Annotated in this window: 6 protein-coding genes; 4 read left to right on the top strand and 2 right to left on the bottom strand. The window is 63.0% G+C overall.

The features are described 5' to 3' along the window. Positions 1-189: 189 nt before the first annotated feature. Positions 190-588, top strand: a complete 399-nt coding sequence (locus PMI38_RS24290; protein ID WP_008100089.1) for a hypothetical protein — start codon at positions 190-192, stop codon at positions 586-588. A gap of 80 nt (positions 589-668) precedes the next feature. Continuing rightward, positions 669-950 (top strand): DUF3509 domain-containing protein, encoded by a 282-nt coding sequence (locus PMI38_RS24285; RefSeq protein WP_008100086.1) that lies wholly within the window; start codon positions 669-671, stop codon positions 948-950. A 130-nt stretch (positions 951-1,080) separates the two neighbouring features. Here PMI38_RS24285 and PMI38_RS24280 read toward each other — a convergent pair whose 3' ends face one another. Together PMI38_RS24280 and PMI38_RS24275 are read right to left on the bottom strand one after the other, a co-directional pair. Beyond that, positions 1,081-1,938, bottom strand: coding sequence for a TIGR02285 family protein (locus PMI38_RS24280; RefSeq protein ID WP_008100084.1), 858 nt, complete (start codon positions 1,936-1,938; stop codon positions 1,081-1,083). A gap of 14 nt (positions 1,939-1,952) precedes the next feature. After that, positions 1,953-3,152 (bottom strand): CaiB/BaiF CoA transferase family protein, encoded by a 1,200-nt coding sequence (locus PMI38_RS24275; protein ID WP_008100082.1) that lies wholly within the window; start codon positions 3,150-3,152, stop codon positions 1,953-1,955. A 133-nt stretch (positions 3,153-3,285) separates the two neighbouring features. Between PMI38_RS24275 and PMI38_RS24270 the strand changes: the two genes are divergently transcribed. Further along, positions 3,286-3,828, top strand: a complete 543-nt coding sequence (locus PMI38_RS24270; protein ID WP_008100080.1) for a YaeQ family protein — start codon at positions 3,286-3,288, stop codon at positions 3,826-3,828. A gap of 12 nt (positions 3,829-3,840) precedes the next feature. After that, on the top strand, positions 3,841-4,355 hold a 515-nt coding region (locus PMI38_RS24265), incomplete at its 3' end, for a DHH family phosphoesterase (protein WP_008100078.1).

Raw genomic sequence — 4,355 nt, 5'->3', positions numbered from 1 at the left:
AAGCCGGCTCCCACAGGTCCACCACAGTCTTGAAAACAGTGGTTTCCTTGTGGGAGCCGGCTTGCCGGCGATTGGGGCGCGCAGCGGCCCTTTTTTTGTAGCGTTTTCTTCGGTCTTGTTCGGAATCGTCCTACATAAATCATGCTGAAACTTGCATAAAGTTGCCGCCCTTTTCCAAAGGAGCGGCTCATGCGTCAGCCCTACGTGTTGATTCACCAGTCTCGGCCTTCCCACCAGATCCTCCTGCACCAGGCGTGCAATGCCCAGGGCATTTTCGACGTGCGTGTCACCGCCGATCTTGCCGACCTCGGCGCTTGCCTTGCGCGCCCGCGCAAAGCCGACTTGCTGATCCTTGAACATTCGATGAGCGATGGCCTGAAGTTACTCAAGCGCATCGAGCGTGACCGCTCATTGCGCGCCGTGTTGTTCACCGGCTGTCCCAGTGCCCAAGGGCCGGACCTTGCTGAAGAGGCTCGCAAGCGCGGCCTCTGGGTGCTCGCCGAGCTGCCCTGGCCATTGCCAATGCCGCGCTGGCAACAGGCCTTGCGGTGTATTCAAACGGTCACATCGCCCACGCATGCTCACTGAACCAGCCGCAGCCGGGCGAACTTTCCGCTGCGCTTGTTGGTCAGTTCCTGTATGTCCCACTACCTGCGCGAGTGATCCGGATGGAAAGAATCTGCAGACTGCTCAACGACGCCCTGTCGCCTTATCGAACCCACCTTGACGCCGCCGATGCCAGCGGCAACCGCCAATTGATCGTGTACGACAGCCTCGGTGGCACGGCATTGCGCCGCACTGTCAGCCTGCGCCAGTTGCAGGAGCAAAGCCTGCTGATCGACCTGGTGGACGGTTTGCACCGTGACTTGCAGATTGTCGAGGGGCGTTTGCAGCCCTGTGTGATCGCGGCGTTGCAACAGCGTATGCCACCGCAGGGAACCTTTGCCTGATTGGCTTATCAGACGCAGTAGGGCAACCCACTTGCACACAGCTCCGGTGCAGGCAGGTTGTCACGGGAAGCCCGTAAGGACTTTCGCTTGACCCCGGACGTCTTCCCCAGCGTTCCGGGGTTTCTTTTTTCTAGGGCTTTTCGAAAAACTGCTTGCTCTGCTGCAGGTAGTCTCCGCGCAATTCCGGGTCCAGCCAGCGGGCATACAGCGCCGGCAGCGTATCCTGACGTAACGCCGGCAAGAGCTGGTCGATATGGGCAATGGCCTCGCGCCCCAGTGGCGAGTCCGAGCAGCCCACATGCAGGAACTGATAGCGGTTCACGCCCCGGATCGGGTGGAAGCGGTAATCGTCCAGCGAGCCCCCCTGTTGCTGAATCAGGTAGCGCACCTCTGGCCAATAGCCGAGTACCAGTTGCAGGCGGCCGAGTTGCTGCATTTGCAGCAGGCTGGCGGTGGCATCGTTACCGTAATGGCGGCTGAATACGCTATCGGGGAGCTGGCGCAGAATGTCATCGATCTGCGTGCTGTAGCTGCGTTCGGCGACGATGCCCAGCTTCAGTTGCGTGCTGTCGAGCAAACCTTTCAAATCGACCTGCTGGCCCTCTAGAAAAGGTGCCAGCAGTGCTTCGCCCTGCTTGCGAACCACCAGCCCGCCGCTCATCACGCCCAGGGTCGGCACCGAGAAGTGCACGAACTTGGCGCGCTCTGCCGTCCACAGCAGGGTCGGGTCGCAGGTGAAACTGCTGCGGTCCTGCAGCATCTGGATGCCGCGGGCACGGTTGACCCGCACGATGGCGTGGTCGTACTCGGGCATTTGCTCGATCAGCAGGGGCAACATCTGGTCGACCACGCCCTGGCCTTTTTCCGCGCCCTCGAAAATGGTGAAAGGCGGCAGGTCGCGGACCAGCCACAGCAAGCGTTCCCTGGCCTGCACCGGCGTCAGGGCCATGGAGAGCAACAGACCGCAGAGCAAGGACCGGGCGCGCATGGGCAAGGGCGATCTCAGACCGTGCCCGCGGTGCGCAGGCTGGCGATAGCGGCCGTGTCGTAACCCAGCCTGGCCAGCAACGCGTCGGTGTGTTCGCCCAGGGCCGGGCCGACCCACTCGGTGGAGCCTGGCGTTTCGGAAAGCTTCGGCACGATGCCGGGCATCTTGAACGGCTTGCCGTCCGGCAGGCGAGCCTGCAGGAACATTTCCCGCGCCAGGTACTGCGGATCGTTGAACATGTCCTCGGCCGAAAAGATACGGCTGGCGGGTACTTCTGCGTCGTTGAGTGTGCGCATGACCTGTTCCAGCGGCAGGCCGTTGGCCCAGCGGTCGATCACGCCATACAGTTCGTCACGGCGCGCGTCGCGGCCATCATTGCTGGCCAGCGACGGGTCTTCGGCAAGGTCAGTGCGGCCGATGGCCTGCATGAAGCGCTTGAAGATCGCATCGCCGTTGGCGCCGATCTGCACATGCTTGCCATCGGCAGTGGTGTGGATGGAGGAGGGTGTAATGCCCGGCATGATGTTGCCGGTACGCTCGCGAATGAACCCGAACACGTCGAATTCCGGGACCATGCTTTCCATCATGGCGAAGATCGCTTCGTACAAGGCCACGTCCACCACCTGGCCCTCGCCGCCGTTGACTTCGCGGTGACGCAGCGCCATCAGCGCGCCGATCACACCCCATAACGCGGCAATCGAATCGCCGATGGAGATCCCGGTGCGCACCGGCGGGCGGTCGTCGAAGCCTGTGATGTAGCGCAGGCCGCCCATGGATTCGCCCACTGCACCAAAGCCCGGCTGGTCCTTCATCGGCCCGGTCTGGCCGAAACCCGACAGGCGGACCATGACCAGGCGCGGGTTGAGCGCATGCAGTACATCCCAGCCCAGGCCGAGCTTTTCCAGCACGCCAGGGCGGAAGTTCTCGATCAGGATGTCGGCCTCGGCCAGCAAGCGCTTGAGGATTTCGCGGCCCTCAGGGTGCTTGAGGTTAAGCGTCAGGGACTGTTTGTTGCGCGCCTGAACGAACCACCACAGCGAAGTGCCCTCGTACAGCTTGCGCCATTTGCGCAGCGGGTCACCACCGTCGGGGGACTCGACCTTGATCACCTCGGCGCCGAACTCGGCGCAGATGCGTGAGGCGAACGGGCCGGCGATCAGGGTGCCGAGTTCGATGACTTTGAGTCCGGCGAGGGGTTTGCTGGGCGTAGGCATGTGGCATCCGTGGCAACAAGGCAGAGCGGTGGTTTTATCATAGGTCTTCAGCGGCAGATACTGCCGCGGCGCAAGCCTGGGCAGGATCAGTTAGACTAGGCAACTTTTCTCTTTGCACGAAGCCCATTCGACCATGGCCCAGCCGTCCACCACCTACAAATTCGAACTGAACCTCACCGATCTCGATCGTGGCGTGTACGAGAACGTTCGCCAGACCATTGCCCGCCACCCTTCGGAAACCGAAGAGCGCATGGCCGTGCGCCTGCTGGCCTACGCGCTGTGGTACAACGAGAACCTGTCGTTCGGCCGTGGTTTGTCCGACGTCGATGAAGCGGCGCTGTGGGAAAAGAGCCTGGACGACCGCATCCTGCACTGGATCGAAGTCGGCCAGCCCGACGCCGAGCGTCTGACCTGGTGCTCGCGCCGTACCGAGCGCACCAGCCTGCTGGCCTACGGCAGCCTGCGGGTGTGGCAGAACAAGGTCGTGGACGCGGTCAAAGGGCTGAAGAACCTGAATATCGCCGCCGTACCGCAGGAGGTCCTGGAAGTCCTGGCCACCGACATGCCCCGCACCATCAAGTGGGACGTGATGATCAGCGAAGGCACGGTATTCGTCACCGACGACCGTGGTCAGCACGAAGTGCAGCTCGAGTGGCTGCTTGGCGAGCGTGGCTGAGCCCAAACCCCCATGCGTATCGAACCTCGCCCGCTGCCATCGACCCTGCCATTTCTGGGTAACCTGCCACCCTTGCTGACCCGCCTGTACGCCGCCCGCGGCGTGCAGAGCGAAGCCGAACTGGACAAGAGCCTGGCGCGGCTGTTGCCGTACCAGCAGCTCAAGGGTATCGAGGCCGGCGTGGACCTGCTGGTCGAGGCTATCGACCAGCGCCAGCGCATCCTGATCGTCGGCGATTTCGATGCCGATGGCGCCACGGCCAGTACCGTTGGCGTGCTGGGCCTGCGCCTGCTGGGCGCGGCCCATGTCGACTACCTGGTGCCCAACCGCTTCGAGTACGGCTACGGCCTGACCCCGGAAATCGTTCAGGTCGCCCTGCAGCGCCAGCCCCAATTGCTGATCACCGTCGACAACGGCATCTCCAGTGTCGAAGGCGTGGACGCGGCCAAGGCGGCCGGGCTCAAGGTACTGGTCACCGACCACCACCTGCCGGGCGCGCAACTGCCGCAGGGCGACGCCCGTAGCCA

The sequence above is a fragment of the Pseudomonas sp. GM84 genome (assembly GCF_000282535.1).
Classification (GTDB): domain Bacteria; phylum Pseudomonadota; class Gammaproteobacteria; order Pseudomonadales; family Pseudomonadaceae; genus Aquipseudomonas.
Note: the sequence above shows the minus strand (reverse complement) of the source record. Positions and strands in the feature narration are given on the sequence as shown.

Coding starts and splice junctions, on each gene's coding strand:
- PMI38_RS24290 (WP_008100089.1), top strand. CDS start 190: ATGCGTCAGCCCTACGTGTTGATTCACCAGTCTCGGCCTTCCCACCAG.
- PMI38_RS24285 (WP_008100086.1), top strand. CDS start 669: ATGGAAAGAATCTGCAGACTGCTCAACGACGCCCTGTCGCCTTATCGA.
- PMI38_RS24280 (WP_008100084.1), bottom strand. CDS start 1,938: ATGCGCGCCCGGTCCTTGCTCTGCGGTCTGTTGCTCTCCATGGCCCTG.
- PMI38_RS24275 (WP_008100082.1), bottom strand. CDS start 3,152: ATGCCTACGCCCAGCAAACCCCTCGCCGGACTCAAAGTCATCGAACTC.
- PMI38_RS24270 (WP_008100080.1), top strand. CDS start 3,286: ATGGCCCAGCCGTCCACCACCTACAAATTCGAACTGAACCTCACCGAT.